This window comes from Pseudarthrobacter sp. W1I19 (genome assembly GCF_030817835.1).
Classification (GTDB): domain Bacteria; phylum Actinomycetota; class Actinomycetes; order Actinomycetales; family Micrococcaceae; genus Arthrobacter.
On sequence record NZ_JAUSZR010000001.1, the window covers coordinates 2,796,817 to 2,823,531 of the forward strand.

Here is a 26,715-nt window from a genome sequence, read left to right on the forward strand (position 1 = left end):
GGCGGCCGGAGCAAACGCGTGGGCGTGGTCCGGTGCACATGTGCGGAAGGCGGAAATGCCTGCATCGCTGTGGGACAGTTTCTTCGGGACGGGCGTGGCCCGTGCCGGCTACTCGAAGATCAGGAACATGCCTTCTACCCTAACAGAGCCGCCCCATGTGCAGTTTCCCATTACGCTGCAAGGGGAACTACTCTGGCCAGTTATGGAGTCCGCTCACTATTTCAGTTCATCCCCCGCCGGCCCGTTTACCCGCAAGCCGCTCACGGTGGAACTGGCAGGGGAAACACGCAGGCTGCAGACTTCAAGCGGCATCTTCAGCCCGGACGGCATCGACAAGGGAACTGCAGTGCTCCTCGCCGAGGTCCCTGCTCCGTCGCCCACCGGCAACCTGCTGGACATCGGCTGCGGCTGGGGTCCGATTGCGCTGACCATGGCCCTCCGGGCGCCGCATGCGCAGGTTTATGCGGTGGATGTGAATGAACGCTGCATCGCCTTGACCAACGAGAACGCGGCGGCACTGGGGCTGTCCAACGTTGTGGCCGGCACACCCGATGCCGTGGATCCCGAGGTGCGTTTCGACACTATCTGGTCCAATCCGCCCATCCGGGTCGGCAAGGACGAACTGCACTCCCTGCTGAAGCTGTGGCTGCCCCGGCTGGCTCCGGGTGGCACGGCTTGGTTGGTGGTGCAAAAGAACCTCGGCTCGGACTCACTGCAGCGCTGGCTCGCGGCGGAACTCGATGATTCCTTTGCCGTGACCCGGGAGTCGACGTCCAAGTCGTTCCGGATCCTGAAGGTCAGGAAAGCATCCCTGATGCCACAATAACGGCGGGCCCGCTGAGCTCCACGTGTTCATGGCCGCCGGGGCCGGCGAAGAACTTCACGCCCACCACTCCTCCGGGGACATGCACGCGCCATGTGTCCGGCGCTTCCGCTCCTGCCCAGTGCCGGATGGCCACAGCGGCGGCGCACGCGCCCGTACCGCAGGACTGGGTCTCCCCCACGCCGCGTTCGTGGACGCGCATGGTGATGGAGCCGACGCCGTCGTGGACCAGGGGTTCGGAGGGAACAACGAACTCCACGTTGGTGCCGTTGGCGGGCACCGGGTCCACCACAGGGGCGGTGTACAGCCGGGTCCCTGCCAGTTCCGAGAGTTCGGCCAGTGCAACTACGGTGTGCGGGTTGCCCATGCTCACGGACAGCGCGGGCCGCGGAACTTCCAGCCCGTCGGCGGTTACGAGTGAATCCATGGCTTTGGCTGTGGCCTCTCCGGGGAAGATAAACTCCCATGGCCCCATGTCGACGGCGTAATCCCCGCCTGTCCGCACTACTGTTTTGGCGCCGGCGCGGGTGCCGATGGTGAGTGCACCGCCGTCGGGCAGATCAACCAGGCCCTCCGTGCGCAGGAAGTGCACAAAAACGCGGACGCCATTGCCGCACATTTCCGACAGGGATCCGTCCCCGTTGCGGTAGTCCATAAACCATTCGGCGTCAGGGGCGGCGGCCAGAAGTTCCCGGCCCTCCGGAAGGAAGCGGGACGGGACGGCCCGGATCAGGCCGTCGCCGCCGATGCCGCGGTGCCGGTCACACAGGGCTGCCACCTGCTCAGCCGCTATGGTGTGTTCGCCCTCCGGGTCGGCCACGAGGACAAAATCGTTGCCGGTGCCGTGCCCCTTGGAAAAACGGAGTCCGCCCAGCGTGTGGAAGGCGTGCTCGGCTGACTCGGCAAGGGTTGCATCCATGGTGTCAAGGGTACCGGCCGGGAAGGGCAGGCCCGAAACCGCGAGTTTTTGTCCAGATACGCTGGCTTCCGGCGGCTGGAACCCTGCATACGTGGACGAAAACTCTTGTTGAGCAGAGCCCGTTAGCTGCAGAGCGCGGCCGCGCGGGAGGTCAACGCGGGATCCTGCCAGTCCAGCCAGTTGATGCGCGGATCGGCGCGGAACCAGGTGAGCTGGCGCCGGGCGAACTGCCGGGTGGCCACAATGGTTTCTTCGGCCGCCTCGGGGACTGTTGCTGCGCCGTCGAGCACCTGCAGGAACTGCGCATAGCCCAGGGCACGGGGTGCTGTTTTACCCCGCCTCAGGCCTTGGGCCTCCAGCCGCTCCACCTCGGCGAGCAGCCCGTTGTCCACCATCCGGTGCACGCGAAGGGCCAGCCGTTCGCGCAACTGGTCCCGGTCAACGCTGAGCCCGATCTGCACGGCAGGCTGGAAGTACTCCCGCTGGGGCATAAAGGAACTGAACGGACGGCCTGAGAGCTGGTGGACCTCCAGCGCGCGGATGATGCGCCTGTTGTCGGAGAGCCGGCCGGCGGACACAGGATCCACGGCCTGGAGCCGGGCGAGCAGCGCCTCCACACCATGGGCTGCCAAATCATTCTCAAGCTGCTCCCGCACCGCGGGGTCAGTTCCAGGAAATTCCAGGACGTCCAGCGCGGCCCGTACGTACAGGCCGGAACCGCCGGCAAGAATGGCGCGTTTTCCCCGTGAGTGGATATCCCTGATGGCTGCCCGCGCCTGTTCCTGGAACTGGGAGACGCTGGCCTCCTGGGTCACATCCAGGATGTCCAGGAGATGGTGCGGTACTCCCCTGCGTTCGGCCAGGCTGATTTTCGCTGTGCCGATGTCCATGCCGCGGTAGAACTGCATGGCATCGGCGTTGATGACTTCGCCATCGAGTTCGAGCGCCAGGTTGACGGCAAGGTCTGACTTGCCTGAGCCGGTGGGACCGACGACGGCGATAACAGGCCGGGCGCCCACCGTCAGCGGGTGCGCACAGGCAGCGAGGGCATGCCGAGCGAAACACCGGTCCGGCCATTACCGGTACCCGGGGCGGGAACGCCGCAGGAATCGGCCTGCGACCGGTCCCAGGCGTCGCCGGCGCGGGACCGGCGAAGGCTGTAGTCCTCAAGCGTTGGGTCGGCCACGAGGTGGAAGGCGGCAGCCTCCGTGATGGTGACCGTGACGAGGTCGCCCGGACGCGGTGCCGGCGCGCCGTCGGGTACGGAAAAGTGCACCAGGCGCTGGTCCCGGGACCGGCCGGAGAGGCGGTGGGTTTCCCCTGCCTTGCGGCCCGACTGTGCCGTGACCATGACCTCCACCCTGCGGCCGAGCTGCTTCCGGTTCTCCTCGGCGGCGATGCGGTCCTGCAGGGCAGTGAGCCGTTCGAACCGCTCCTGCACCACTGCTTTGGGCAGCTGGTCCGGCAAGTCAGCAGCAGGGGTCCCCGGGCGCTTGGAGTACTGGAAGGTGAAAGCTGTGGCGAAACGGGACTTTTCCACAACGTCCAGGGTGGCCTGGAAGTCTTCTTCGGTTTCACCCGGGAATCCGACGATGATGTCCGTGGAGATGGCGGCGTGGGGGATCTTCTCCCGGACCTTGTCCAGGATGCCAAGGAACTTCGTGGACCGGTAGGAACGCTTCATGTCGCGAAGGACTTTGTCGGAGCCCGACTGCAGGGGCATGTGCAGCTGCGGCATGACGTTCGGTGTTTCGGCCATGGCGTCGATGACGTCATCCGTGAAGGCGGCCGGATGGGGGCTGGTGAAACGCACCCGTTCGAGTCCCTCAATGTCGCCGCAGGCACGCAGGAGTTTGGAGAAGGCCTGCCGGTCGCCGAACTCCACGCCGTAGGAATTCACGTTCTGGCCCAGGAGGGTGACTTCGATGGCGCCGTCGTCAACCAGGGCCTGGATCTCCGCGAGGATGTCGCCGGGGCGGCGGTCCTTCTCCTTGCCGCGCAGGGCCGGAACGATGCAGAACGTGCAGGTGTTGTTGCAGCCCACCGAAATGGAGACCCAGCCCGAGTACACGGAGTCGCGCTTGGTGGGAAGTGTGGACGGGAAAACGTCCAGGGACTCCAGGATTTCCAGCTGGGCTTCGTGGTTGTGCCGGGCCCGTTCCAGCAGGGCGGGCAGGGCACCGACGTTGTGGGTGCCAAACACGGCGTCCACCCAGGGCGCCTTCTTCAGGATGGTTTCGCGGTCCTTCTGCGCCAGGCAGCCGCCCACCGCGATCTGCATTCCCGGGTTGGCGGCCTTCACGGGGGCGAGGATGCCGAGGTTGCCGTAGAGCTTGTTGTCGGCGTTTTCCCGCACCGCGCACGTGTTGAAGACCACGACGTCGGCCTGCCCGCCGTCCACGGGCACGTAGCCTGCGTTTTCAAGCATTCCCGCCATACGCTCGGAATCGTGCACGTTCATTTGGCAGCCGAAGGTACGAACCTCGTAGGTGCGTGGCTTCTGGCCGCCGGTTTCCCAAGCGGCGTCTGGGTGCGCCGCAGCACTGGGATCCGAAGAGGCGTTGGTGCCGGAAAGGGGGGAAGGAATGGTCAAACTCACCTGTTAAGGGTAACGGGTGAAAGCTCAGGCGTCAGAAGGCGCCTGTTGGTCAAGAACCTCGGAGACAATCCGGAAGGCCTGCGATGGCTGGTAACCCTTTCGCGCCAGCATGGACGCCAGCCGGCGCGTGATTTTGTCCCGCTCCGCCCGATCCGCCAAATCGGTGCCAGGCCGGAGCTTCCGCTCCACCAGGCTCCTCGCGGCGGCCTCTTCATCGGCGTCCGAGATCTGCTCCAGGGCCGCCGCTGCGGTTTCCTGGTCCACGCCCTTTTCCGCTAGCTCCCGCCGGAGCGCACCCTTCGCGAGTTTGCGGGTTTGCGACCGGTTCCGTACCCACATGTCGGCGAAATCGGCGTCGTTGATGAGGCGTGCTTCCTCAAACTTATCCAGGACTTCCTCGGCAACGTGCTCCGGGATGTTCCGCTCGGCAAGCTTGCGGGCCAGTTGAAGCCTGCTTTTCGCCGAGGCCGTCAGCTGCCGGTAAACGATATTGCGGGCAACGGAAAAGGGGTCGGGCTCAGCGTCCTCCGCCACGGGAGAGCCGGCGTCCGGCCCGTCCTGGAAAGCATCAGTAAAGGAGGCGCGCCGCCCACCGGTCCCGGACCGGCGGGGACGCGCACTGTCAGTACCGCTCAACGGTTAGAACCCGTCAACGGCTTTCAGCTTCGGGGAGTCCTTCGACTCGGCCTCCGCCGGCTTCACGCCAACGCCGAGCTTTTCCTTGATCAGGCGCTCCAGCTCAGCGGCCAACTCCGGATTGTCGCGGAGGAACCGGCGCGAGTTTTCCATACCCTGGCCCAGCTGGTCTCCATCGTAGGTGAACCAGGAGCCGGACTTCTTGATGATTCCGTGCTCAACACCCATATCGATGATGCCGCCCTCGCGGGAGATGCCCTGGCCATAGATGATGTCGAACTCGGCCACCTTGAAGGGCGGGGCCATCTTGTTTTTGACGATCTTGGCCTTGGTACGGTTACCGACCGAATCCGCGCCTTCCTTGAGGGTCTGGATGCGGCGGACGTCGATACGGATGGATGCGTAGAACTTCAGGGCCTTACCACCGGTGGTGGTTTCGGGGGAACCGAAGAAGACGCCGATCTTCTCACGGAGCTGGTTGATGAAGATCGCCGTGGTTTTGGTCTGGCTCAGGCGGCCGGTGATCTTACGCAGGGCCTGGCTCATCAGTCGGGCCTGGAGGCCCACGTGGCTGTCGCCCATGTCGCCCTCGATTTCCGCGCGGGGCACCAGGGCGGCAACGGAGTCGATGACGATGACATCCAGGGAGCCTGAACCGACCAGCATGTCCATGATTTCCAGGGCCTGCTCACCGGTGTCCGGCTGGGAGACCAGGAGAGCGTCCGTGTCCACGCCCAGCTTGGCGGCGTACTCCGGGTCCAGGGCGTGCTCGGCGTCGATGAAGGCGGCAATGCCGCCCAGGCGCTGGGCGTTGGCCACGGCGTGCAGTGCCACGGTGGTTTTACCGGAGGATTCCGGACCGTAGATCTCCACCACGCGGCCGCGGGGAAGGCCCCCAATTCCCAGTGCCACGTCCAGGGCAATGGAACCGGTGGGGATGACCTCGATGGGGGCCCGGACTTCGTCGCCGAGCCGCATGACTGAGCCTTTGCCGAACTGCTTGTCGATCTGGGCCAGCGCTGCTTCGAGCGCTTTTGCACGATCCGGGGCTGCCGCCATGGTTCACACCTCTAATGCTTTCTCGCTTTGGAGTGGCCTCAGCGGCCGTTTATTGGTCATCTCTGACGCTAATGGGACCCACTGACATTCCGGCCTGAGGACGGCGGCTATGTGGATAACCCGCTAGGAAAAGCATAGCTTTACCCGAACAGGTATTCGAACAATAGTCCGGCGTGTCCCAAAGGATTGGGCCTATTCGACGCGGGGCTTGATGTCCCGGCCAAGCCGGCGCTCGGCGGGAACGTCCTGGACATCACAGACCGCCAGCCAGACCTTGCGGGGCTCAACTCCGGCAGCCAGCGCCTGGTCCGCGGTGCGGCCGCCCACCCCGGCGAGGACAAGGGTGCTGCTGAGGACCCGCGAGTAGCCGGCGCCAAATTCATCATCCATAAGTCGCCAATAATCGCTGATTCGCACCTGTTGAGTCTCTCATGATCCCGGACCCTAGAATTGTTGCCATGAGCAACTCCCCTGCCGCCCCGACCCCCGCTGGCCGCGACGACGATGACCTGGTGGACGCGGCCCTGCAGAACGTGGAACACCAGATCAGCGTCTTCTGGCGGCGCGCACGGGCCGTCTCCAACCAGCTCTCCCGCCAGGTCCATCCGGACATGGAGCCGGCTGCATACGGACTGCTGACGGTGATACGGCGGGAGGGCCCCATCCGGCTCACGGACCTTGCCATGAACATCGGCGTGGGCAAGCCGTCCGTCAGCCGCCAGATCGCGTTCCTTGAAAGCATTGGGCTGGTTTCGAAGGAAGCCGACCCGCTGGACGGACGAGCCCAGGCTATCCGGCTCACTCCCAAGGGCGAGGAGAAGATGCACCAGGTCCAGGACGCGCGCCGTGAGGTCTTTCGGGAGCGGCTCGGTGAATGGCCGGTAGAGGACCTGCAGGAACTTGCCCGGTTTATGGCCAAGCTCAATGCCACCTATGAGCGTGACGGTTTCCCGCACGATATCTAGGTCCAAACCACATACACGCGGGGCAGGCACAGGCTTGGCGCCGCTTCCCGGAAAAGTGCCGGGAAACACGAAAAGCCCCGGCGGAGTGCCGGGGGCTTCGCGTGCAGGATTCCACCGTGTGGTGGATCAGTCCTTACCGGGCGCCGGAGAGGAGCCCGGTTGAAAGTTCATCGTTGAGTTCGTTGTTAAGATCGCGCTCAAGGTCGCGTCCGTAACGCTGGGAGAATTCCTGCGGTACGGTGTCCGGGACAGCTACGCCTTCGGCTACTGCTACGCGGTCACTGACCTCCCGGAGCATGCTGGACAACGGGACATCCAGGGCCGAGCAGATTGAGGACAGAAGCTCGGAAGACGCTTCCTTCTGACCACGCTCCACCTCGCTGAGGTAACCCAGGGAGACACGGGCGCTGTGCGAAACCTCACGGAGCGTACGCCCCTGACGCTGGCGAACATCGCGCAGGACATCACCGATTTCGTGACGAAGTACCACCATCTTGCGCTCCTTCTGTTCGCTCTTAGCCTGATCGGCGAGGCCCACATCCTTCCAGCGGACAACGCCGTTCACGGATACGGGCTGCTTTACCATCTGTATCGCCTTGCTCCTCGTTCAGTCCGGTTCGCCGTGAAGCGAACCGTTGGTGTTTTCATCCTAGGCGCCTCCGCTCTCCGGAAGCGACACAATGTAATAACTAATCGGTACCGGCTTTTGTTCCCGCCAACTTTACAGCCGGGTAACTTCAGGAAGCCAGGGCTTCGATCAACCGTTCCAGCGCAGCCCCGCAGGCCTGGCCCCGGATCTCTGCCCGGCTCCCTGAAAACACATACTCGAAGGCGTTTGTTCCCGCAGCCGTCGCAACGCCGACATACACCGTTCCCACCGGTTTACCGTCGTGCGCTTCCGGCCCCGCAACACCAGTGGTGGAGACGCCAATATCGGCGCCAAGGGCCGTACGTGCCCCTGCAGCCATAGCGGCAGCAACGTCATAATCAACGGACCCGGCACTGGCCAGCAGTTCCGCGGACACCTTCAGCATGTCCGCCTTGACGGAGTTCTGGTAGGCCACCACGCCGCCCTGCAGCATTCCGGAGGCGCCGGGTGTGTCAGCCAGGACTGCGGACACCATGCCGGCAGTCAGCGATTCCGCTGTTGCCACTGTTCGCTTGAGCTCCATGGCTTGCCGGACTGCCTGCTCAGCCAGGTGGTGAAGCGAGAGATGCTGCTGGTTGGTCATACCGTCTCCTGCCCGCTGGTGGTTCCCTGGACTTTGCCCTTGGCGCGCAGGCGCATAGCCTCAACGACATATTCGACGCCGGTCCAGACAGTGATGGCCACGGCCACCATCATGACGGCGAACGCCACCCAGGTGAGCCACGGCGCAATGGCGCCCAGCGGGAGCAGGTACAGGAAGATGGCTGCCGTCTGGACAACGGTTTTGAGTTTGCCTCCGCGCGAGGCGGGGATGACGCCGTAGCGGATGACGAAGAAGCGCAGGGCGGTCACGCCCCATTCGCGCACCAGGATCACCAGGGTGGCCCACCAGGGCAGTTCGCCGAGCACGGACAGCATCACCAGGGCGGAACCAATGAGCAGCTTGTCCGCGATGGGGTCGGCGATCTTACCGAAGTCGGTCACGAGGTTCCGGCTCCTGGCGATGTCGCCGTCGAGCTTGTCTGTGTAAATCGCGACGGCGAACGCGGCCGCCGCGGCCCAGCGCCAGGGCCCGGACTGGCTGTGGAGTCCGGGCGCGTCGGCGATCAGGAACCAGACGAAGAACGGCACCAACGCGATGCGGAGCATGGTCAGGACATTGGGAAGGTTCCAGACCCCGGCACGGCTGGAGCCGGCGGCGGTTGCATCGGTGCTAGTCACCTTTCTAGGCTACAGTCTCCGGCCTAGCGCCCCGTGAGGGACCAGGCGTCCTCGGAGCCGTCCTCGTCGTCGTACCCGCCCGGCGGGGAGTCGGAGCCATCGTAATATTCCACGTTCTGTTTCCTCTGGTCCAGGTCAGTGGCCACCAGGTCTTCGGCGTACCCGCCCTGGGCGATGTTCGCGTTGGCGTTGTCGCTGAGCGCAGCCGTCTGCGCGTCCGGTGCGGCCGGTGCCTCCTGGCCCTTCATGGCGGCCAGGACCGGGGCAAGGTCGTCCGGTTTCACCAGGACGTCGCGGGCCTTCGAGCCTTCCGAGGGGCCCACCACTCCCCTTGATTCGAGCAGGTCCATGAGGCGGCCGGCCTTCGCGAAGCCCACGCGCAGCTTGCGCTGCAGCATGGACGTGGAGCCGAACTGCGTGGTGACCACCAGTTCGGTGGCCTGCAGCAGCACCTCGAGGTCGTCCCCGATGTCGTCGTCGATCTGCTTCTTGGGCGCCTCCGCCGCGACGTCGTCACGGTAGCTGGCCTGGAGCTGTCCCTTGACGTGCTCCACCACCTTGTGGATTTCAGACTCTGTGACCCAGGCGCCCTGGACGCGCATGGCCTTGGAAGCGCCCATGGGCAGGAAGAGCGCGTCACCCTGGCCGATGAGTTTTTCGGCACCGGGCTGGTCCAGGACCACGCGGGAGTCCGTGACAGAGGAGGTGGCGAACGCCATCCTGGAGGGAACGTTGGCCTTGATCAGGCCGGTCACCACGTCCACCGACGGCCGCTGGGTTGCCAGGACGAGGTGGATGCCGGCGGCACGTGCCAGCTGTGTGATGCGGACGATGGAGTCTTCGACGTCGCGCGGGGCCACCATCATGAGGTCGGCGAGTTCGTCCACGATCACCAGCAGGTAGGGGTATGGGCGGATAACGCGCTTGGAATCCACCGGCGGCTGGACCTTGCCGGCACGCACGGCCTTGTTGAAGTCGTCAATGTGCTTGAAGCCGTAATTGGCGAGGTCGTCGTAGCGCGCATCCATCTCCCGGACCACCCACTGGAGCGCTTCGGCGGCTTTCTTGGGGTTGGTGATGATGGGCGTGATGAGGTGCGGGACGCCTTCATACGCGGTAAGTTCCACACGCTTCGGGTCCACCATGACCATCCGCACCTCGTCCGGGGTGGCGCGCATCAGGATGGACGTGATCATGGAGTTCACGAAGGAGGACTTACCGGCACCGGTGGCGCCGGCCACCAGCAGGTGGGGCATCTTGGCCAGGTTGGCCACCACGTAGCCGCCCTCAACGTCCTTGCCCACGCCCATCACCATCGGGTGATCGGTGCGGCGGGCGTTCTGGCTGCGGAGCACATCACCCAGGGACACGGTCTCGCGGTCCGTGTTGGGGATCTCGATACCGATGGCGGACTTGCCCGGTATGGGGCTGAGGATCCGCACGTCGCTGGACGCGACGGCATAGGAAATGTTCTTGGACAGCGCGGTAACCCGCTCCACCTTGGTTCCCGGCGCCAGTTCGATCTCGTAGCGGGTGACGGTGGGCCCGCGGCTGAAGCCCGTCACGGTGGCATCGACATTGAACTGCTGCAGGGTGTCCGTCAGGGCGGCGACGACGGCGTCATTGGCTTCCGTGCGCTCCTTCGGGATGGAGCCGGGCGTGAGGTAGTCCGACGCCGGGAGCGTGTACGTCACGTCGCCGGCGAGGGACAACTGCTCGGTGCGCTGCGGGATGGGAACGGGCGGCGGTGCGGGAGCCACCGGGTTGGAGGGGACGGTAGGTGCGGCAACCGGCTTAGGACCGGCAGCTGCCATCCCGGGAGTGACCATGGGGATGGCTTCGGTGGCGTTGTCCTGGCCGGCCGCTGCGCTGCCGAGGCCCTGCGCGGCTTTGATCTTTTCGACGGCGATCTCCGCCTGGGTGGGACGGCGGACACCGGGGGCCGGACGCGGCGGCTCCGGCTCGTCGTCGTCAATGACGGCATGCTCGAAGGCTTCGTCGCCCACATACCCTTCCAGGCCGGCGTCGGACTCCTCATCCTTGCCGAAGAAGCGGCGCTTCTTCTTTTTGGGTGCCGCAGGCGGCGTCCGCTCAAGGTAGCTGCGGTCGTGGCGGTTCCCGTCCTCCTCCTGCAGGTCGATGCCCATCAGGTGCTCGTAAGCGCCGCGCAGCCGCCGCGGGATGGCACCGAACGGCGTTGCGGTGATGATGAGCAGCGACACAAACGCCAGCAGCCCGTAAAGCACCAGCGGCACGGCCGGATGGATCGCGGCCAGAGGCGAGGCCCCGAGGAAGCCCAGCATCCCGCCGGCCTGGCGCAGCCCGTCAAAGCCCTGGGCGACAGTGGGCTGTCCGCCCAGGACGTGGGCCAGGCCGCAGCCGGCAAACGTCATGATGAGGAAGCCGATGCCCACCCGGTTGTTGCCCCGCCCGTCGGAGGGCTGGCGGAAGAGCCGGAAGGAGCAAACAAAGAGCATCAGCGGAAGCAGCAGCGACATCCAGCCGAACGTCCCGTTCACCACGCTGTAGACGGCGTCCGGGAACCAGCCGGTGAGGCCCCACCAGGCGAAGGTGGCGATGAAGATGCCCAGGGCAAGGTTGAACAGGGCTGCGCCGTCGCGGCGTTCGTCGGCCGGGAGGTCGCTGACGTCATGGCCGATGCGCCGCACTCCCCCGCCCACGAGATGGCCGATGCCCAGCCATGCTCCGCCTACTACCCGCAGCAGCCAGGGCTGGTGCTGTTCGACGGCGGGAAGCTGGCGTGTCCTGGCCGTACCGGAACTCCCGGCCCGTCCGGACCTGGCCGGAGATTTTGCTGCCGTGGTGCTGGAACCGCGGCCGCCGGCTTTGCTGCCGGAGCTGGCCTTGCTGGATCCATTGGGCGCGGAAGTAGTACGAGTGGCCATACTAGCCACGGTACCGGAACCGGGCCGGTTTCCCGGGGATTTGGAGCCTGCGGCCACCCTGAATCAACGGAGGGGGCAAGACTCCTTAAACATCTCCGGCCCGCACTCCTGATGCAGAGTACGGGCCGAAGCCAGTGCGGGGCCTGTTAGGCCTCGAGCACCACGGGGATGATCATTGGCTTGCGGCGGAGCTTGCGGTTGACCCAGGTGCCCACTACCCGGCGGACCACCTGCTGGAGTTGATGGCTGGTGTGGTCCGCGTGGTTCAGGACGGCTTCTTCCAGCGCAGCGTTGATCTTGGGGACGATGTCATCGAACACGGAATCGTCCTCTGCCACACCGCGGGCGTGGATTTCCGGTCCGGAGACTACTTTGCCGGTGGTCCGGTTGATGACGGTGATGATGGAGATGAAGCCCTCATCGCCGAGAATGCGACGGTCCTTGAGGTCGGCGTCGGTGATTTCTCCCACGCTGGATCCGTCCACATAGACGAAGCCCACTTCAACCTGTCCCACCACATCGGCGCGGTGGTCCTTCAGGTCGATCACGGTGCCGTTGTCTGCCAGGATCACGCTCGCTTCCGGAACACCGGACTCGATGGCGATCTTGCCGTTGGCAATCAGGTGCCGGGTCTCGCCGTGCACGGGCATGGCGTTGAGCGGCTCAAGAATGTTGTAGCAGTACAGGAGTTCACCGGCCGCGGCATGGCCCGAGACGTGGACCTTGGCGTTGCCCTTGTGGATGACATCGGCGCCCAGTTTCAGCAGGCCATTGATGATGCGGAAGACGGCGTTTTCGTTGCCGGGAATAAGGCTGGAGGCCAGGATGACGGTGTCGCCGTCGCCCACCACCACGCGGTGGTCCCCGTTGGCCATCCGGGACAGCGCCGCCATCGGTTCACCCTGGGAGCCGGTGGACATGAGCACCACCCGGTTGTCCGGCAGGTTGTCGATGTTCTTGATGTCCACGATCAGGCCCGGCGGAACATCCAGGTATCCCAATTTTTCCGCGATAGCCATGTTCCGGACCATGGAACGGCCAACGAACGCCACCTTGCGGTTGTGCTTGGCGGCCGCGTCCAGGACCTGCTGGACCCGGTGGACGTGCGAGGAGAAGGACGCCACGATGATGCGCTTGGTGGCCTGGCCGAAGAGGCGCTCCAGTGTGGGGCCGATTTCCTTTTCCGCGGTGGTGAAGCCCGGGACATCCGCGTTGGTGGAGTCCGACATAAAGAGGTCCACGCCCTCTTCGCCGAGCTTGGCGAAGTGCCGGAGGTCGGTGATGCGGCCGTCGAGCGGAAGCTGGTCCATTTTGAAGTCGCCGGTGTGCAGCACGGTACCGCCTGCGGTGCGGATGAAGACGGCCAGGGCGTCAGGAATCGAGTGGTTCACCGCCACGAATTCACACTCGAAGGGGCCGAACTTCTCGACCTGGCCCTCTTCCACGGTGAGTGTGTAGGGCCGGATGCGGTGTTCCTGCAACTTCGCCTCAATCAGGGCAAGGGTCAGTTGCGAGCCCACCAGCGGGATGTCGTTGCGGAGCCGCAGCAGGTACGGGACAGCTCCGATGTGGTCCTCGTGGCCGTGGGTCAGGACGACGGCGACGATGTCATCCAGCCGGTTCTCGATGTAGGAGAAGTCAGGGAGGATCAAGTCGACGCCGGGCTGGGTTTCCTCAGGGAAGAGGACGCCGCAGTCAACGATCAGCAGTTTGCCGTCGATTTCGAACACGGCCATGTTCCGGCCGATCTCCCCCAGCCCGCCGAGCGGGACGATCCGCAACGTGCCGTTGGGCAGGCGGGGCGGGGTGACAAGGCCGGTCAGGGCGATTTGGGTCATATTGCACTACTTTCCAGGCGGAAGGGCGTGCCGGTCTTAGCTTTCAGGAAAAGACCAGCCCCGCTTCCGCCAAATCCCCGCGGATGATTTCGATCTCGGCTTCGTCCGGCTCCACGAGGGGCAAACGGACAATCGAGTTGGGCAGGACTCCCTGCCATTTAAGAATCTGTTTGGCCGCCACTGCACCCTGGACACGGGTCATGGTTGCACGCACTACCGGCTGGAGTTCGAAGTTGATCTTCCGGGCGGTGCCGAGGTCGTTGGCATTCACGGCGTCAATGAGTTCGCGGAAGCGGCGGGTGGCCACGTGTGTGGTGACGCCCACCAGGCCGACGGCGCCCAGCGCCATCCAGGGCAGGGTCAGTCCGTCATCACCGGAGTAGAAGAGCAGGTCCGTCTCGCTCATAACGCGGGTGGCGGCCACGAAGTCGGCCTTGGCGTCCTTCACCGCGACGATGTTGGGGTGCTGCGCCAGCCGGATCATGGTGTCGGGTTCGATGGCGATGGAGGACCGGCCGGGAATGTCATAGAGCATCACGGGCACGTCGGCGGCCGAGGCGATGGTCTCGAAGTGCGCGCGGAGGCCGGACTGGCTGGGCTTGTTGTAGTAAGGGGTCACCAGCAGGATGCCGTCGACGCCGAGCGCTGCGGCCTGCTGGGAAAGGTGCACCGAGTGCGCGGTGTCGTTAGTGCCGGTACCGGCGATGACCGCGGCACGGCCGCCCACGGCTTCCTTGACGGCCCGGAACATGCCGAGGTTCTCTTCGTCGGTGAGGGTGGAGGTTTCACCCGTGGTTCCGGTGACCACCAGCCCGTCGCAGCCGTCGTCGACGAGCTTGGTGGCCAGTTCCGCTGCCTGCTGGTAATCAACTGAACCGTCCTTGGCGAACGGCGTAACCATCGCGGTCAGGAGGGTACCGAGGGCAGGGATGTGCGCGGAAGTGTCAGCCATGGAAAAAACGTTACCCTGTCCACCGCTGGTTAGGACAATAGGACGGGCGTGATGCACGTCAAATAGGGGTTTCCGGGATGCCCGGGGCCAGTGCTTTGGCCGTTCACCTCCGGAATTTGTTGAGGCGGCCGCGCTGCAGGACGGCTGAAACGATTTCAGTGCCGGTTCCCGAGGCCTGCTTCAGGGGAAGACCGTCCGGGCCCCAGACGCCGCTGAGGCCGCATGATTCGCCCAGCGGGCTGCTGCCGCCGAGGTTCGCCAGCGCCGTGAACATCCGGTTGTCCATGGCGCGGGCACCAAGGTGGAGGGCAAGGCGGTGTTCCTCGTCTTTGGTGTAGAGGGCGGACACACAATAGAGGTCGGCGCCGGCAGCCGCGGAATCACCGGAATGCGAGGGCACGGAGGCATCCAGGCAGATCGCCAGCGCAGTCTTCCACCCGTCCACCTCTATATGCGTGGCCCCCTCCCCGGGCGTGAAGAGTTCGAGCTCATCCCCGTGGAGGTGGGTCTTGAAGGCCGTCTCGGTACTGCCATCAGGGTGGACGGCAAGCGATGCCAGCCGTGGGGTGCCATCGGCCTCCCGAAGGGCCGCCCCTATGACGGCGGTAATCCCCGTCCTGCGGCAGATCTCCCGGACATCCGCGAGCCGGTGATCATCCGGCGCAAGCCACGACTCAGGGCGGTCGAGGAGATCCAGCCGGTAGCCGGTCAGGGAAAGCTCGGGGAAGACCACCAGGCGGGCGCCATGGTCATCAGCGTCCTCGATAAGGCGCACGTGCTCCTCAGCGTTGGCCGGGATGCCTCCATCCAGCGGGCGGTACTGAATGACGGAGACAGGAAGGGTGTCAGTCACGCCTCCATCCTAGGCATGCGGACGGTCGGCCCTGCATGAGGGCGGGTGGGCGGCCCAACCCCGCTTCCCGGCGGGCGCTGCGCGCATTTGTTATCACCCCGGTGGCCGCGCCACCGCCTTTTCTCCCGCTGCTTTTCTCCGGCTGCAGCTAAACAGGCCCCGGGTGGCAATACCTGCCCACCGCTGCCCGGCGGAGCCCTTCCGCCCATGTGGCCAGGCGCTGGGCGGCCCGTACGTAGTGGAACAGTTCCATGGGCGTCAGGGCGTCGATGTCTGTCTCGGCCAACCGGCGGGCCAGTTCAGCGCCCTCCGGCTGTGCGGAGAGGCTGATGCCCTCCTGCTCCCACTGGATATCCTGGGACGTCTTCCCGGTCACCAGTTGGCGGAAGAGGTAATCGACCACGCCGGGGCTCATGGCCTTCAGCGGCCCGTCATGGCGTGATTCCGAAGCCGGGGCTCCGGAGGCTGGAGCACCGAATGATGAGACTCCGAATGATGGAGCACCGGACGATGGGACTCCGGATGATGGCGTTTGCATGCGCTTCATAGTATTCGAACATATATTCGAATTCAAGAGCTGTTTGACAGCCGGCCACAGGCGGGTGTGAGACGATCTGGACATGACCTCCCGTAATGCCGCCGCTTCCACCAGGACGTCTCCCGGACAGTCCGCCCCGGCCAGGCTTCACGGTATAGACGCGGCGCGCGGGCTGGCTTTGCTGGGAATGATGGCCACCCACCTGCTTCCCACCTTCGAGTCGAACGCCAACCTCACCCCAACCTGGATCGGCCTGACCTTTTCTGGCCGGGCGGCTGCCCTGTTCGCGGTCCTGGCTGGAGTGGGGCTTGCCCTATCCACGGGAAAGCACAAGCCGCTGCAGGGTCCTGAGCTGTCCGGCGCCCGCCGCGGCGTGGCGCTGCGCGCCCTGGTGATTGCCGCCGTCGGACTCTCCCTGGGTGGCCTGGAAGTAAACCTGGCCATCATCCTGGTCCATTACGCAGTCCTGTTCCTGTGCGTACTGCCGTTCCTGGGCCTGCGGCTGAAGGCGCTTTGCGCCTGGGCAGCCGGCTGGATTCTGGTGTCCCCGGTGCTGGCGTACCTGCTGCGTCCGTGGCTGCTCGCCGCGAACCCGCCGCTCAAGCTGGGGCACAACCCGTCCTGGGAGGACCTCTCCATACCGGGAAGGCTGCTGGCCGACGTCTTCCTGACAGGCTATTACCCCGTCTTCCAGTGGCTGTCCTACCTCCTGGTGGGGCTCGTCGTCGGCCGCCTGATGCTGCACAAAGCGCTGGTGCCCTGGGTGCTGCTGGTGGGCGGAACCCTCATTGCCGTCCTGGCCAAATCACTGGGCACTGCGGCGATGGAGGACTGGGGCGGCCGTGCGGCGCTGGAGAAGGTACTGAACTCCCCCGGCTATCCGCTGGGCAGCGTTCTGCAGGTCAACCTGACCGGCATCCCGCAGGAGGGTTCGTGGTGGTGGCTGGCATCCGCGGCACCCCACTCGGCAACCACCCTGGACCTGCTGCACACGTCAGCGGTGGCCGCAGCAGTCATCGGGGCGTTCCTGCTGTTGGGCAGGCTGGCCGATTGGGTGGCCCTGGACCTGCTGCTGGCCCTCCGGGGCGCGGGCGCCATGACCCTTACCCTGTACTCCGTCCACGTGTGGGTGGTTTCGGCGTTCTACCTCAAGCCGATGCCGGAGGGCTGGAACGAAGACGCCATGTATTTCGCCCACGCTGCCTCCGCGGTGATCATTGGCATGGTGTTTGTGCTGCTCAAATGGCGCGGGCCGCTGGAATGGCTGGGGCACGCGGCGAACCAGTTGGGGCGTGGCGGGGTAAAAGCCGTCCGTTAAGCCGGAACGTTGCCCCGGAAGAGTTTAACGGCATCACGCATGGAAGCGCGGGCACGCTTCCGGTCGCCGGCGGCGTCGTAGGCACAGCTCAGCCGGAACCAGGAACGCCAGTCCCCCGGGGCCGCTTCAGCTTCCGCCCGGTACTTCTCGAATTCGGCGTCGGCGGCGGACCGGACGATGCGGCCGGCCGGCGTCCGGGGCAGCTCGTCCACGGGGAGTCCGCCTTCAGCCTCGAGGACTTTGGCCATCTGCTCGGTGCGGGCACCGAACATCAGTTCGCGAATCAGCGCCCAGGCGCCGATCACGGGCAGCACCAGGTAGGCTGCGCCGATGGCTACGGCTGCAGGATTGCTGTCCGTCAGCAGCAGGACCGAACGCTGGAAGGACACCACCAGGTAAAAGACCAGAAGCAGCGTGACGGCGCCCACCCAGATCTTGGTGCGGTTCTTCCGGAAGCCAGCAACGAGCCCGGCCACGGCTACAGCCCCAGGTCCAGGTAGCCGTCCAAACCAACCGTGAGTCCGGGGTGGGCGGCAACGTTGCGCAGGCCAAGGAGCACGCCGGGCATAAAGGAGGCGCGGTCGAAGGAATCGTGGCGCAGGGTCAGCTGCTCGCCGGCGCTGCCGAGGAGGACTTCCTGGTGGGCCACCAGGCCGCGGAGGCGAACACTGTGGACGCGGACACCGTCAACCTCGCAGCCGCGGGCACCGGCGAGTTCGCTGGTGGTGGCATCGGGGCTTGGCGAAACGTTGGCAGCGGCGCGTTCGGCGGCGATGAGCTGGGCGGTGCGGACGGCGGTACCGGATGGCGCATCCACCTTGTCCGGGTGGTGCAGTTCGATGATTTCCACCGACTCAAAGTACTTGGACGCCTTCGCAACGAAAGCGGAGGCAAGGACTGAGCCAAGGGCAAAGTTGGGGGCGATCAGCACACCGGTTTCGGGCTGGCCGGCCAGTAGGTCTTTCAGGGCGGCCAGGCGCGCGGCGTCCCAGCCGGTGGTGCCCACCACGGCGTGGATGCCGTGTTCGACGGCGAAGCGGACGTTCGCTTCTGTGCTTTCCGGCACAGTAAGGTCCACCACAAACCGGGCACCTGCTGCCGTGATCTGGTCCAGCGAGTCCCCGCGGCCCAGGGCTGCGACCAGCTTCATGTCCGGCGCGGCTTCGATGGCTTTTACGGCTTCGGCGCCCATGCGCCCGTTCGCGCCCAGCACGGCAACGGGCAAGGGCACGGAGAGATGTTCGGTCATGCCGTTAAGCCTACCGGCGGCTTTGAGGCATGCAGGAACCGCCGAGTGTGCGTTACCTCGCATGAGCCGGTCCGGATTGGACGGAACAGGGTCAGTTGCCCGCGCCCACCCATTCCACGGTTCCGTCGGTGAAAAACTGTTCCTTCCAGATGGGAACCTGCTCCTTGATCCGGTCCACCAGTTCGGAGCACACGGCAAAGGCCTGGCCGCGGTGGGCGGCGGACACGGCACATACCAGGGCGGGGTCGCCGATTTCCAGCATGCCGATCCGGTGCGCGGCCCAGATCCGCACTGGCTGGGAAGACCCGCCACCTGCGCCAGCGGAACGGCCAGCTGCCGATTGTTCAGCGACCAGCTGCGCTACGACGTCGGTCATCACCTGGTGTGCCGTGGGGTGCGCACTGTAGCTGAGGCGCTCAACCGGCTTGCCGCCGTCGTGGTTGCGCACCACGCCGCTGAAGCTGACCACCGCACCCGCAGTGTCGCTCTCTACCGCCGCGATGGCCTGGTCAACGGAGATGGGCTCTGCGCTCAGGACCGCGTTGACTACCTCGAATGCCATTTCAGTGCCCATGTCCGCCTTCCAGCTGGTCGCAGAGGTGCCCGATCACCGGGTCCAGGACGGTCAGTCCGTCCATGACCCCCTTCGGTGATCCGGGCAGGTTGATGATGAAAGTATGGCCCGCAGCGCCCGCGTAGCCACGGCTCAGGGCCGCCAGCGGGGTCTTCGCGGCCCCGGCCCGGCGGATCGCTTCCATGATGCCGGGAATCTCGCGGTCCAGGAGTGGCAGGGTGACGTCCGGCGTACGGTCGTCCGGGCTGAGTCCCGTTCCGCCGCTGGTGATCACGACGGCGGGCCGCTGGGTGAGGAGGGCACGGATCGCAGCGCCCACGGGCTCGCCATCGGGCACCACCATGGCGGGGAACACGTCGAAGCCGTGTTCGGTCAGCCAGTCGCTGATCACGGGGCCGGTTTCGTCGTCGTAAATCCCTGCGGCGGCCCGGGTGGAGGCGATCACGACGCCGGCCTTCCGGCCCTGTACGTCGCCGTGGCGGTGCGGCTCGGGGGCGCTAAGGGTGCTCGAGGTGCTCACAGTGTCCAGTCCCCGCTTTTGCCGCCGCTCTTGGCCAGGACCTTGATGTCGTTCAGCACGGCGTGCTTGTCCACGGCCTTGATCATGTCGTAGACGCTCAGCGCAGCGACGGAAACTGCGGTAAGGGCTTCCATCTCCACGCCAGTAACCCCGCGGGTCTTCACGGTGGCCAGGATCGACACGGATTCCGGGGCGAGGTCAAAGTCCACCGTAACTTTGGACAGCGGAAGCGGATGGCAGAGCGGAATCAGTTCGGGGGTTTTTTTGGCAGCCATGATTCCAGCCACGCGCGCCACGGCGAGCGCGTCCCCTTTAGGCAGTCCGCCGGAGCCGAGCAGCGCCATGACCTCTGCGGTGGTGCGGACCGTGGCGGTGGCGGTGGCCTCGCGGGTGGTTTCGGCTTTGGCGGAGACGTCCACCATCTGGGCGCTGCCGTCCTGGCGCAGGTGCGTCAGCGCGGCCGGGGATTCTTCTGCATTCACAGCATCCATACTTCCACCTCTGCGCCTGCCCCGAGTTCGGCCACTCCCTGTGGGACGTGAACCAGCACATTCGAACCGGCCAGCGCATGCATCAGATGTGAACTTTCACCGCCCTGCAGCTCAACCGTACCGTCAGGTTGCAACGTTCCGCGGCGGACCTGGTGCTTGTTTTCGGGAGACGCGAGGGGTTGTCCGAGGCGGGCGCGAAGAGGCAGGCGGGGCGCGGGAGTGCCGAGCAGGCGGCCCAGCACAGGGCGCAGGAACATTTCAAAGGACACCAGGCAGCTGACGGGGTTCCCGGGGAATCCCAGGAACGGCCGCCCCTCGAAAGTGCCAAGTCCCTGCGGACCGCCCGGCTGCATGGCCACGTGCAGGAACTCCACCGGCTGGTCTTCCATGGCCTGCCGGACCACCTCGTAAACACCCTTGCTGACCCCACCGGTGGTAACGATGAGATCCACCGCCGCTCCCTCGGCGCGAAGCAAGTCACGAAGCTTTCCCGGGTTGTCTGTGACGATACCCGCCCGGCGCACGTCCAGCCCTGCCTGCCGCATGGCAGCTTCCAGGAGCGTGCCGTTGGAGTCGTAGATCTTTCCGGCGGGGAGGTCCTGGCCGGGTTCCACCACTTCGTCACCGGTGGTGACGAGCAGGACCGTCACGGCCCGGTAGACGGTCACTTCCGGGATGCCCAACGCGGCCAGCAGCCCCAGCTGGGCCGGGCCAAGGAAGGTACCCGCTGCCAGGGCGGTTTGGCCGGCCCGCACGTCGCTGCCGGTTCCCCGCACATAAGTGCCGGGCGCTGCCGCAGGCAGCTTCACCGTTGCTTGTTCCGTTGCCTGTTCGGCGGACGGCAGGAAACGGTCCGGAACGGCCCGCTCAATGGGGACGACGGCGTCGGCCCCCTCCGGGAGCATGGCTCCGGTCATGATCGGGGCGGCTGTGCCGGGCTGGAGGGCGTCCGGACTGGCACCGGCGGGAACGGGAGGCACCACGCGCAGCTCGCCGCCGTCGTCGTGCAGGTCAGTGGAACGGATGGCATAGCCGTCCATCTGCGAGTTGGCGAAGGGCGGCAGGCTGATGGGGGCAGTGACGTCACTGACCAGGCCCCGGCCAAGTGCCTCGCCCAGGGGAAGCACTTCGGTGCGGCCGGGTGACCGGAGCGGCTGCAGCAGTTGGGCGACGGCGGCCGCGTGCTCGGCCACGGACCGCGCCTGGTGCCGGTGGTGCTTTTCCTGGTGCGGTGCTTGCTGGGACGTTCCAGACTGTGACGTCCCGGACAGCGACGTTCCATGCGGTTGCGGGCTGGTCATGGTTCCGCCTTCGGTAGCCATCAGGGTTGCACGTCCACTCTAATCGTGTGGAACCCGGTGGCTCCGTCCGGGGCCGGCGGCCTGCGTTGTTCGTCCTGGGCCCGGCCCGCCAGATCCGTTGCGCGGACCTGGACTTCGTACTGGCCTTCTGCCAACTCCAGGCCCAGCTTCCATTGGTACCAGGTGTCCACCGAGATGCCTTCGGCCAGCTCTGCCGGCTGCCACTCGCCCCGGTTCACGCGGAGCTCCACCTTCCCGATCCCGGTGTGCTGCGCCCACGCCACGCCACCGAACATCACGGTTCCGGCCTTCACTCCACGGCCATCGCGCGGGACATCGATCCTGGACGACGTTTTGATGGGTCCACGCTCAGACCAGCCGCGGGGAGTCCAGTAAGCGACGTCGTCGGCAAACCGGGCGACCTTCAGCTCAGTGACCCATTTGGTGGCGGACACATAGCCATAGAGACCAGGGACCACCAGCCGGACGGGAAATCCGTGCTCCAGGGGCAAGGGCTCGCCGTTCATGCCGACAGCAAGCAGCGCATCCCGGTTGTCGGTGAGGACCTCGAGCGGCGTGCCGGCGGTCCAACCGTCCGTGCTCCTTGAGAGCACCATGTCCGCGCCGGGTTGTGGCCCGGCGAGTGCCAGCAATTCGCGGACGGGCCAGCCAAGCCAGCGCGCATTGCCGATCAGGTCCCCACCCACTTCATTGGACACGCAGGCGATGGTCACGTGGCGTTCGATCAGGGGTTTGGCCAGGAGGTCGGCGAAGGACAGCTCAACTTCCCTGTCCACCATCCCGGTGACTTTGAGGACCCAGGTATCCGGATCGAGGGCAGGAACGGTGAGTGCGGTGTCGATGCGATAGAAGTCAGGGTTGGGCGTGACCAAGGGCTGCATTCCGTCCACGCCGGCTTCGGCTCCGGACGGGACAGGCGGCGCCGCTGAGGCGGGTACCGGCAGAGCCACGCGGCTCCTTGCTTCGCTGGCGGCTGCTGCAGCGCCGCGCCAGAGCGATGCCAGCGCCCCGCCAATAGCGGTGAACGCAGCTCCGCCTGCCAGCGCCTGGAGGAAACGACGGCGGGCCGGCGCGGCATCCGCCTCGGGCGCGTGCTCACTGCCCGCCCACTCCTGCAGCCGGCGGATCAGGAACCTGAGCAGCGCACCGGCAATGACGGCGGTGATTACCGGCAAGGCCGTTGCATTGAAGCTGGCTTGGGCCCGGGTCAGGACGGCTGCCAGCCCCACCAGCCCAAAGAGGCCAACAATGGCGATGCCGGCAAAGCGGCGGCGGTCCTCAACTATTCCCGCCATCGCGGCCAGTGCAGCAATGACCAGGGCCATGCCAGCCAGGAGTGCCAGCTTGTCGGCCGTCCCGAACAGCGCCACAGCCCAGTCCTTCACACCGGGTGGAACGGCATCGATGACTGCGCCGCCAACCGCGGTCATGGGGGACAGCGCCGGGCTGAAAATACCGGCCAGAAGTTCTCCAAGCACCACCGCGCTGCCCACCGCAACGGCACCAGCTGCGGCCGCCAGCCACACGCGGTGCGCCTGCCACGATCCCCTCCGCAGGGAGGGCTCCCACCGCGGCGGCCGCACTGGACCTGACCCGTGCGGCAGCGACGCTGCCGGGCGCCTGGGAAGCCGCGTCGCGCCGTCGTGCGCTGCATGCTGTGGCTGGGAGCTGTTCACACCTACAGCTTAGGTTCGCCTGCCACCCGCGGCGCCGGTGGTGAGCTGCAGATTCTGCCGTGCCCGCCCGCACGGTCACGGTGTGATGCAGAGCCCATTGTGGCGTAGCCTGAATTCATGAGTGTCCAGCTAGGCATACCCCTGCCACGGGAAGATGCGGGGGCAGCGCTGCCCTCCGTACCCGGTGCGCGCCCCGCCGATGCTCCGGCGGGGCTGGCCGACCGGTATGGCCGGCGCGCCACGGACATGAGGCTTTCCCTGACGGACAAATGCAACCTTCGCTGCACCTATTGCATGCCTGCCGAGGGCCTTGAGTGGCTCGCGAAGCAGGCAGTGATGTCGGCGGAGGAGATCGTGCGGATCGTGCGGATCGGCGTTGAGCAGCTGGGCGTTCGCGAGCTGAGGCTTACCGGGGGCGAACCACTGGTGCGGCACGACCTCGTGGACATCATCGCTTCGCTCCGCAGCAATCATCCCGATCTGCCCATCTCCATGACCACCAACGGCGTGGGCCTGGCAAAGAAGGCGGCCGCGTTGAAGGCGGCCGGCCTGACCCGGATCAATGTGTCCCTGGACTCCCTGCACGAGGAGACCTTCACCAAGCTGACCCGGCGGCCGTTCCTGGACCAGGTGCTGGCTGGCGTGGACGCGGCCTGGGCTGCAGGGCTTGGTCCAGTCAAGCTCAACGCGGTCCTCATGCGCGGCATCAACGACGCCGAGGCGCCATCACTGCTGGCATGGGCGCTGGACCGAGGCTACGAGTTGCGGTTCATCGAGCAGATGCCGCTTGATGCTGACCATGGCTGGACGCGGCGGAACATGATCACGGCTGCGGAGATCCGCTCACTGCTGTCGGGTGACTATGTCTTGAGCCCGGATCCGCGCGCCCGCGACGGCGCCCCGGCGGAACGCTTTGAAGTTCGACGCCGGGTGGCCGGGTCTGATTCCGGCCCGCTGCTGGGGACCGTGGGCATCATTGCCTCTGTGACTGAACCTTTCTGTTCGGACTGCCGGAGGACCAGGATCACGGCCGAGGGCAAGATCATGAGCTGCCTGTTCTCGCGCGAGGAATTCGACCTGCTGGGCCTGCTGCGCTCGGGCGCCAGCGACGACGCCCTCGCCCGGCGGTGGCAGGACGCCATGTGGGTCAAACCAAAAGCTCACGGAATGGACCACGTAGGACTTGACGCTCCGGACTTCGTCCAGCCGGACCGCAGCATGAGCGCCATCGGGGGCTGAAACATTTGAACGTACGATATTTCGCTGCCGCACGCGCTGCGGCAGGCGTGGAGGAAGAGCGCTTCGAGCTGGCGACGGGCGCCACTGTTGCCGACCTGCTGGACGCTGTGCTTTCAGTAGAGCGGCCCGAGCCACCTGCCGGAACCCCGCCGCTGGCCCGTCTCCTGTCGAGGAGCAGTTTCCTGCTTAATGAGGTGGCCGTGCGGGACCACGCTGTTGTCCTGAAGGCCGACGACGTAGTGGACGTGCTTCCTCCGTTCGCTGGGGGCTAAGAGTACTTTCCTCGCAGTGGTTCGCCGGGGCCGGAATGTCAGTGCGTCGATGGATGATGCTGCTATGGGAAACGGCACGGGAAGCTCGGAGATCAACGCGGACGCGCTGCTTCCCGCCGCGCCAGTCTGGCCGTTAGACGATGCCCGTCGGAATGTCAGTGCCTCGATGGATGATGTTCATATGGGAAACGGAGCGGGACCGGCAGCAGTGATGGAGGGCATTCATGCTTCCGTTGCACGGCTTGATGCGTTGTTCCTCGAAGATGCCCGGCTTGAAGCTGACGCCGGCGCCGATGCCGATGCCGATGCCGATGGCAGTGACGGCACTGTTGTGGATGTGCTGCCGCGCCGGTACGAGATCCGGTTGGAGCGGATGGCGGTAACGAAGCAGCTGGAAGCCCAGATCTCCGCCGTCAAAGCCCGGGACGCATCCGAGGCCATCGAGATCCAGCACGCGATGACCCCGCCGGAAGCACCCGTCCATGAGCGGACTTACGCGGAGATGTCAGCGGTGGAGGAAATCGCCGGGGTCCTGACCATCAGCTCCGCCGCCGCCGGAGCACTCATCACCCAATCCCGCCAGCTCACCGCCCTGCCGCCGGCCATGGACGCCCTTTCGGCCGGGACCATCTCTTGGATGCACGCCAAAATCATCGCCGAGGAAACCGACAGCCTCAGCCCCACGGGAGCGGCCGCCCTCGTGGCCCATGTCCTGAACCCCAACCCGGCCCGCGGAGCCGCCGCCGGCGACCTGGTCCCCGGACGCTTCCGGTCCCGGGCCCGTAACTGGCGCGAACGCCACCACCCCGAATCCCTCGAGAAACGCCACACCAAAAGCGCCGCGGACCGGCGGATGGAATGCACCCCGGACCGCGACGGCATGGCCTGGCTCTCCCTCTACCTCCCCGCACACCAGGTCTCAGCCATCTGGAACCGGACCACCGCCCTCGCCCGCGGCCTCCAAAGCCCCGACGAACCCCGGACCATCACCCAACTCCGCCCCGACATCGCCGCCAGCCTGCTCCTCAGCGCCGGCCCAGCCCTCACCCGCACCACCGGACCCAGCACAGGACAAAACACCACAAGCGAAGGAAACCCGGGGGAAGGCAACCCCGGCCAAGGCAACACGGCTGCAGGCAAGTCCAGTGAAAGCCACACGCACAAAGCCGAAGACGGCGCCCGTGACGCGATCGGTCTGGCTGCCCTGGCCACTGCCGACCAGCACCAGGATCCTGCTGCCAGCACAGGCGCCTCCGACGAGGGTGTCCCTGCTGGCACCGCAGAGCACGAGGGCAGCGGCACCACCCGGTCCAGCGAAATAGGCAACGTCCGGGTCCCCAGGGCCGACGTTCTAGTCACCGTCCCGATGGTCGCCCTGCTCGGCCTCACCGACGAACCGGCACACCTGGACGGTTTTGGTCCGATCCCGGCGTCCATGGCCCGCAAACTCCTCGCCAACGGAGCCACCTCCTTCTACCGCGTCCTCGTCGACCCCCGCGACGGGGCACCACTGGAAATTGGCCGCACCAACTACCGCCTCACCAAAGCCATGAAAAAAGCACTCCAGGTCAGAGACGGAAAATGCACCTTCCCCGGCTGTAACAACCCATCCCTGGACAACGAGATAGACCACCTTCAAGCCTGGCAGGATGGCGGCAACACCGGGATCAGCAACCTGGCCCAACTGTGCCCCAAACACCACCACCTCAAACACAACAGCCTCTGGGAACCCACACCAGCCACCAAGACCGAACCACCCGGCTGGACCTCACCCACCGGCCGACACTACAAAGCCGAACAACCCGATCGGGAACCACCCCAATGGCCACCCGGCCTACTGACCCGCGCAACCGACACGGCCGGATTCCTGACGCCTGCGCAAGATCCACCCGCAACGGAAGCACCTGGATCCATGGTCTCCCTGGACGTCGACTCACCCTTTGAAGAGCCAGTCGATGACAACCTTGAAGATCCCCACGACTTCTCGCCCGACGATCCCATCTGGGACGACTTCTACGCCCACCCGCCAAAACTGCCCAAAGACCCGCTCAAAGAGTGGCAGCGGAAACGAGAGTGGGACATGGTCAACTCCTGAA

Annotated in this window: 27 protein-coding genes; 6 read left to right on the forward strand and 21 right to left on the reverse strand. The window is 65.8% G+C overall.

Annotated features, from left to right (window positions below):
• Positions 1-202: 202 nt before the first annotated feature.
• Positions 203-826: a class I SAM-dependent methyltransferase gene (locus tag QF038_RS13125; RefSeq protein WP_307610531.1), complete on the forward strand. Its 624-nt coding sequence runs from the start codon at positions 203-205 to the stop codon at positions 824-826.
• On the opposite strand, the gene dapF is transcribed toward QF038_RS13125, so the two are convergent.
• The 6 genes from dapF to QF038_RS13155 form a co-directional block, all read right to left on the reverse strand.
• Positions 798-1,742 carry a diaminopimelate epimerase gene (gene dapF / locus QF038_RS13130; RefSeq protein WP_307610532.1) on the reverse strand — a complete coding sequence of 315 codons (945 nt, stop codon included), beginning with the start codon at positions 1,740-1,742 and terminating at the stop codon, positions 798-800. The genes QF038_RS13125 and dapF overlap by 29 nt on opposite strands.
• A gap of 122 nt (positions 1,743-1,864) precedes the next feature.
• On the reverse strand, positions 1,865-2,761 hold the full coding sequence (gene miaA / locus QF038_RS13135; protein ID WP_307610533.1) for a tRNA (adenosine(37)-N6)-dimethylallyltransferase MiaA: 897 nt from the start codon (positions 2,759-2,761) through the stop codon (positions 1,865-1,867).
• Between the two features lie 2 nt (positions 2,762-2,763).
• On the reverse strand, positions 2,764-4,341 hold the full coding sequence (gene miaB / locus QF038_RS13140; RefSeq protein ID WP_307610534.1) for a tRNA (N6-isopentenyl adenosine(37)-C2)-methylthiotransferase MiaB: 1,578 nt from the start codon (positions 4,339-4,341) through the stop codon (positions 2,764-2,766).
• Positions 4,342-4,365: 24 nt separating this feature from the next.
• Positions 4,366-4,875 carry a regulatory protein RecX gene (locus QF038_RS13145; protein WP_307613474.1) on the reverse strand — a complete coding sequence of 170 codons (510 nt, stop codon included), beginning with the start codon at positions 4,873-4,875 and terminating at the stop codon, positions 4,366-4,368.
• 105 nt (positions 4,876-4,980) lie between these two features.
• Positions 4,981-6,036 carry a recombinase RecA gene (gene recA / locus QF038_RS13150; RefSeq protein ID WP_091418086.1) on the reverse strand — a complete coding sequence of 352 codons (1,056 nt, stop codon included), beginning with the start codon at positions 6,034-6,036 and terminating at the stop codon, positions 4,981-4,983.
• A 192-nt stretch (positions 6,037-6,228) separates the two neighbouring features.
• Positions 6,229-6,453 carry a DUF3046 domain-containing protein gene (locus QF038_RS13155; protein ID WP_307610535.1) on the reverse strand — a complete coding sequence of 75 codons (225 nt, stop codon included), beginning with the start codon at positions 6,451-6,453 and terminating at the stop codon, positions 6,229-6,231.
• 41 nt (positions 6,454-6,494) lie between these two features.
• Between QF038_RS13155 and QF038_RS13160 the strand changes: the two genes are divergently transcribed.
• Positions 6,495-7,001 (forward strand): MarR family winged helix-turn-helix transcriptional regulator, encoded by a 507-nt coding sequence (locus QF038_RS13160; RefSeq protein ID WP_307610536.1) that lies wholly within the window; start codon positions 6,495-6,497, stop codon positions 6,999-7,001.
• 133 nt (positions 7,002-7,134) lie between these two features.
• Here the strand turns inward: QF038_RS13160 and QF038_RS13165 are convergent, their stop codons facing one another.
• From QF038_RS13165 to QF038_RS13200, 8 genes are all read right to left on the reverse strand, one after another.
• Positions 7,135-7,587: a helix-turn-helix domain-containing protein gene (locus QF038_RS13165; RefSeq protein WP_050055661.1), complete on the reverse strand. Its 453-nt coding sequence runs from the start codon at positions 7,585-7,587 to the stop codon at positions 7,135-7,137.
• A 151-nt stretch (positions 7,588-7,738) separates the two neighbouring features.
• A complete protein-coding gene (locus QF038_RS13170) occupies positions 7,739-8,233 on the reverse strand; it encodes a CinA family protein (RefSeq protein ID WP_307610537.1) in 495 nt (164 codons plus the stop codon).
• Positions 8,230-8,871, reverse strand: coding sequence for a CDP-diacylglycerol--glycerol-3-phosphate 3-phosphatidyltransferase (gene pgsA / locus QF038_RS13175; RefSeq protein ID WP_307610538.1), 642 nt, complete (start codon positions 8,869-8,871; stop codon positions 8,230-8,232). Before pgsA ends, QF038_RS13170 begins: the two co-directional genes overlap by 4 nt.
• Before the next feature lie 23 nt (positions 8,872-8,894).
• A complete protein-coding gene (locus QF038_RS13180) occupies positions 8,895-11,777 on the reverse strand; it encodes a DNA translocase FtsK (RefSeq protein WP_307610539.1) in 2,883 nt (960 codons plus the stop codon).
• 146 nt (positions 11,778-11,923) lie between these two features.
• Positions 11,924-13,615 (reverse strand): ribonuclease J, encoded by a 1,692-nt coding sequence (locus QF038_RS13185; protein WP_307610540.1) that lies wholly within the window; start codon positions 13,613-13,615, stop codon positions 11,924-11,926.
• A 43-nt stretch (positions 13,616-13,658) separates the two neighbouring features.
• Complete coding sequence (gene dapA / locus QF038_RS13190; RefSeq protein WP_307610541.1) at positions 13,659-14,567, reverse strand: 4-hydroxy-tetrahydrodipicolinate synthase; 909 nt, start codon at positions 14,565-14,567, stop codon at positions 13,659-13,661.
• Between the two features lie 103 nt (positions 14,568-14,670).
• Positions 14,671-15,420 (reverse strand): carbon-nitrogen hydrolase family protein, encoded by a 750-nt coding sequence (locus QF038_RS13195; RefSeq protein WP_307610542.1) that lies wholly within the window; start codon positions 15,418-15,420, stop codon positions 14,671-14,673.
• 148 nt (positions 15,421-15,568) lie between these two features.
• Positions 15,569-15,835, reverse strand: coding sequence for a hypothetical protein (locus QF038_RS13200; RefSeq protein WP_307610543.1), 267 nt, complete (start codon positions 15,833-15,835; stop codon positions 15,569-15,571).
• A 205-nt stretch (positions 15,836-16,040) separates the two neighbouring features.
• Between QF038_RS13200 and QF038_RS13205 the strand changes: the two genes are divergently transcribed.
• Entirely contained in the window at positions 16,041-17,276 is a 1,236-nt protein-coding gene (locus tag QF038_RS13205) for a heparan-alpha-glucosaminide N-acetyltransferase domain-containing protein (protein WP_307610544.1), read from the forward strand.
• Here QF038_RS13205 and QF038_RS13210 read toward each other — a convergent pair.
• The 7 genes from QF038_RS13210 to QF038_RS13240 all read right to left on the reverse strand — a co-directional run bounded on the left by QF038_RS13210 (position 17,273) and on the right by QF038_RS13240 (position 22,958).
• A complete protein-coding gene (locus QF038_RS13210; protein WP_307610545.1) occupies positions 17,273-17,752 on the reverse strand; it encodes a hypothetical protein in 480 nt (159 codons plus the stop codon). The two genes, QF038_RS13205 and QF038_RS13210, sit on opposite strands and share 4 nt — an antisense overlap.
• Positions 17,753-17,754: 2 nt before the next feature.
• Complete coding sequence (gene dapB / locus QF038_RS13215; RefSeq protein ID WP_307610546.1) at positions 17,755-18,525, reverse strand: 4-hydroxy-tetrahydrodipicolinate reductase; 771 nt, start codon at positions 18,523-18,525, stop codon at positions 17,755-17,757.
• A 91-nt stretch (positions 18,526-18,616) separates the two neighbouring features.
• Complete coding sequence (locus tag QF038_RS13220) at positions 18,617-19,099, reverse strand: molybdenum cofactor biosynthesis protein MoaE (protein ID WP_307610547.1); 483 nt, start codon at positions 19,097-19,099, stop codon at positions 18,617-18,619.
• The gene (locus tag QF038_RS13225; protein WP_307610548.1) at positions 19,089-19,619 is read right to left on the reverse strand and encodes a MogA/MoaB family molybdenum cofactor biosynthesis protein; all 531 of its coding nucleotides are present in this window, start codon (positions 19,617-19,619) and stop codon (positions 19,089-19,091) included. Before QF038_RS13225 ends, QF038_RS13220 begins: the two co-directional genes overlap by 11 nt.
• Entirely contained in the window at positions 19,616-20,110 is a 495-nt protein-coding gene (gene moaC, locus QF038_RS13230; RefSeq protein ID WP_307610549.1) for a cyclic pyranopterin monophosphate synthase MoaC, read from the reverse strand. The genes QF038_RS13225 and moaC overlap by 4 nt, the downstream gene beginning before the upstream one ends.
• Positions 20,098-21,411: a gephyrin-like molybdotransferase Glp gene (gene glp / locus QF038_RS13235; protein WP_307610550.1), complete on the reverse strand. Its 1,314-nt coding sequence runs from the start codon at positions 21,409-21,411 to the stop codon at positions 20,098-20,100. Before glp ends, moaC begins: the two co-directional genes overlap by 13 nt.
• A 20-nt stretch (positions 21,412-21,431) precedes the next feature.
• Positions 21,432-22,958, reverse strand: coding sequence for a molybdopterin-dependent oxidoreductase (locus tag QF038_RS13240; protein WP_373461643.1), 1,527 nt, complete (start codon positions 22,956-22,958; stop codon positions 21,432-21,434).
• 267 nt (positions 22,959-23,225) lie between these two features.
• On the opposite strand from QF038_RS13240, the gene moaA reads away from it, so the two are divergent.
• The 3 genes from moaA to QF038_RS13255 all read left to right on the forward strand — a co-directional run bounded on the left by moaA (position 23,226) and on the right by QF038_RS13255 (position 26,714).
• Entirely contained in the window at positions 23,226-24,347 is a 1,122-nt protein-coding gene (gene moaA / locus QF038_RS13245) for a GTP 3',8-cyclase MoaA (protein ID WP_307610551.1), read from the forward strand.
• 5 nt (positions 24,348-24,352) lie between these two features.
• Entirely contained in the window at positions 24,353-24,619 is a 267-nt protein-coding gene (locus QF038_RS13250; RefSeq protein ID WP_307610552.1) for a MoaD/ThiS family protein, read from the forward strand.
• A 181-nt stretch (positions 24,620-24,800) separates the two neighbouring features.
• Positions 24,801-26,714 carry an HNH endonuclease signature motif containing protein gene (locus QF038_RS13255; protein WP_307610553.1) on the forward strand — a complete coding sequence of 638 codons (1,914 nt, stop codon included), beginning with the start codon at positions 24,801-24,803 and terminating at the stop codon, positions 26,712-26,714.
• The last annotated feature ends 1 nt before the right edge of the window (position 26,715 follow it).

What these genes read in the sequence shown, in the direction of transcription:
- QF038_RS13125 (WP_307610531.1), top strand. Translation starts at nt 203, where the DNA reads ATGGAGTCCGCTCACTATTTCAGTTCATCCCCCGCCGGCCCGTTTACC.
- dapF (WP_307610532.1), bottom strand. Translation starts at nt 1,742, where the DNA reads ATGGATGCAACCCTTGCCGAGTCAGCCGAGCACGCCTTCCACACGCTG.
- recA (WP_091418086.1), bottom strand. Translation starts at nt 6,036, where the DNA reads ATGGCGGCAGCCCCGGATCGTGCAAAAGCGCTCGAAGCAGCGCTGGCC.
- QF038_RS13160 (WP_307610536.1), top strand. Translation starts at nt 6,495, where the DNA reads ATGAGCAACTCCCCTGCCGCCCCGACCCCCGCTGGCCGCGACGACGAT.
- QF038_RS13165 (WP_050055661.1), bottom strand. Translation starts at nt 7,587, where the DNA reads ATGGTAAAGCAGCCCGTATCCGTGAACGGCGTTGTCCGCTGGAAGGAT.
- QF038_RS13170 (WP_307610537.1), bottom strand. Translation starts at nt 8,233, where the DNA reads ATGACCAACCAGCAGCATCTCTCGCTTCACCACCTGGCTGAGCAGGCA.
- QF038_RS13180 (WP_307610539.1), bottom strand. Translation starts at nt 11,777, where the DNA reads ATGGCCACTCGTACTACTTCCGCGCCCAATGGATCCAGCAAGGCCAGC.
- QF038_RS13185 (WP_307610540.1), bottom strand. Translation starts at nt 13,615, where the DNA reads ATGACCCAAATCGCCCTGACCGGCCTTGTCACCCCGCCCCGCCTGCCC.
- dapA (WP_307610541.1), bottom strand. Translation starts at nt 14,567, where the DNA reads ATGGCTGACACTTCCGCGCACATCCCTGCCCTCGGTACCCTCCTGACC.
- QF038_RS13200 (WP_307610543.1), bottom strand. Translation starts at nt 15,835, where the DNA reads ATGAGCCCCGGCGTGGTCGATTACCTCTTCCGCCAACTGGTGACCGGG.
- QF038_RS13205 (WP_307610544.1), top strand. Translation starts at nt 16,041, where the DNA reads ATGACCTCCCGTAATGCCGCCGCTTCCACCAGGACGTCTCCCGGACAG.
- dapB (WP_307610546.1), bottom strand. Translation starts at nt 18,525, where the DNA reads ATGACCGAACATCTCTCCGTGCCCTTGCCCGTTGCCGTGCTGGGCGCG.
- QF038_RS13220 (WP_307610547.1), bottom strand. Translation starts at nt 19,099, where the DNA reads ATGGGCACTGAAATGGCATTCGAGGTAGTCAACGCGGTCCTGAGCGCA.
- moaC (WP_307610549.1), bottom strand. Translation starts at nt 20,110, where the DNA reads ATGGATGCTGTGAATGCAGAAGAATCCCCGGCCGCGCTGACGCACCTG.
- glp (WP_307610550.1), bottom strand. Translation starts at nt 21,411, where the DNA reads ATGACCAGCCCGCAACCGCATGGAACGTCGCTGTCCGGGACGTCACAG.
- moaA (WP_307610551.1), top strand. Translation starts at nt 23,226, where the DNA reads ATGAGTGTCCAGCTAGGCATACCCCTGCCACGGGAAGATGCGGGGGCA.
- QF038_RS13255 (WP_307610553.1), top strand. Translation starts at nt 24,801, where the DNA reads ATGGGAAACGGAGCGGGACCGGCAGCAGTGATGGAGGGCATTCATGCT.